Consider the following 1,159-nt stretch of genomic DNA (forward strand, 5'->3'; position numbering starts at 1 on the left):
CAGTTTGCCGGCGTGGTGCTGCAAGTAGCCGAGGGCAAGGGTGTGCAGTTTGACTTCAACCACCCGCTGGCGGGTCAGCCGGTGACGTTTGAAGTGCAGTTGATTGGAATCCTATGAACACAGTCCCCACGTCTGTCGCCGCACCGGGCGGTCTGTCAGCGCAACCTTCGGAAATCCTGTTGGCCGAGCCGCGCGGCTTTTGCGCCGGAGTGGACCGCGCCATCGAGATCGTGGAGCGGGCCCTGACAAAGTTTGGCCGCCCCATCTACGTGCGCCATGAGATCGTGCACAACACCTATGTGGTGAACGACCTCAAGGAAAAGGGTGCTATCTTTATTGAAGCGCTAGATGACGTACCGGCGGGGGCTACCCTCGTATTTTCCGCTCACGGGGTATCCAAGGCGATCCAGATGGAGGCGCAGGCCCGGGGCTTCCATGTATTCGACGCCACCTGTCCGTTGGTCAGCAAGGTACACGTCGAAGTGGCCAAGCTGCACAAAGAGGGTTATGAATTTATCATGATCGGCCACAAGGGCCACCCCGAGGTGGAAGGCACCGTGGGCCAGGTCGACGACGGCAGTATCCACCTGGTGGAAGATGTGGAAGATGTGGCACGCATCCAGCCTCGGCAAACGGCAAAGCTCGCCGTCGTTACCCAGACCACACTCAGTGTGGATGACGCCGCCGAGATTGCCGCCGCAGTCAAAGCGCGCTTTCCCCATGTGCAGTCGCCCAAGCAGCAAGACATTTGTTACGCCACCCAAAACCGTCAGGACGCGGTGAAGATCATGTCGCCCCAGGTGGACATCATGATCGTGGTGGGTAGCCCCACCAGCTCAAACAGCAACCGGCTGGCCGAGCTGGCGCGCAAGCTGGGTGTGGAGAGTTATATGGTGGACAGTGCAGCCGAGCTGCAAACTGCCTGGTTCGAGGGCAAGAGTCGCGTCGGTCTGACCGCCGGGGCTTCGGCGCCGGAGGTCTTGGTGCGCGAGGTGATTGACCGCATTCGCGCATTAGGCGCCGTGTCGGTGCGCAAGATGGACGGCATCGAAGAAACCGTGAAGTTTCCGTTGCCCAAGGGGCTGCGGATGGATGCCTGACCTTCGGCTAAGGCGCTATATTTTAGATAGCGCACTAAGCAATATATTCGAGGGCTAGC

At 59.8% G+C, this 1,159-nt stretch carries 1 protein-coding gene and 1 pseudogene; both read left to right on the forward strand.

The window, feature by feature from the left end:
- A pseudogene (locus AC097P_RS24470) lies at positions 1-117 on the forward strand (FKBP-type peptidyl-prolyl cis-trans isomerase); the annotation flags it as partial.
- Positions 114-1,100 (forward strand): 4-hydroxy-3-methylbut-2-enyl diphosphate reductase, encoded by a 987-nt coding sequence (gene ispH / locus AC097P_RS24475; protein WP_479613014.1) that lies wholly within the window; start codon positions 114-116, stop codon positions 1,098-1,100. The pseudogene AC097P_RS24470 and the gene ispH, both read left to right, overlap by 4 nt.
- Positions 1,101-1,159: the final 59 nt, after the last annotated feature.

The organism is Rhodoferax sp. ZS1R8 (genome assembly GCF_056521325.1).

Coding starts and splice junctions, on each gene's coding strand:
- ispH (WP_479613014.1), top strand. CDS start 114: ATGAACACAGTCCCCACGTCTGTCGCCGCACCGGGCGGTCTGTCAGCG.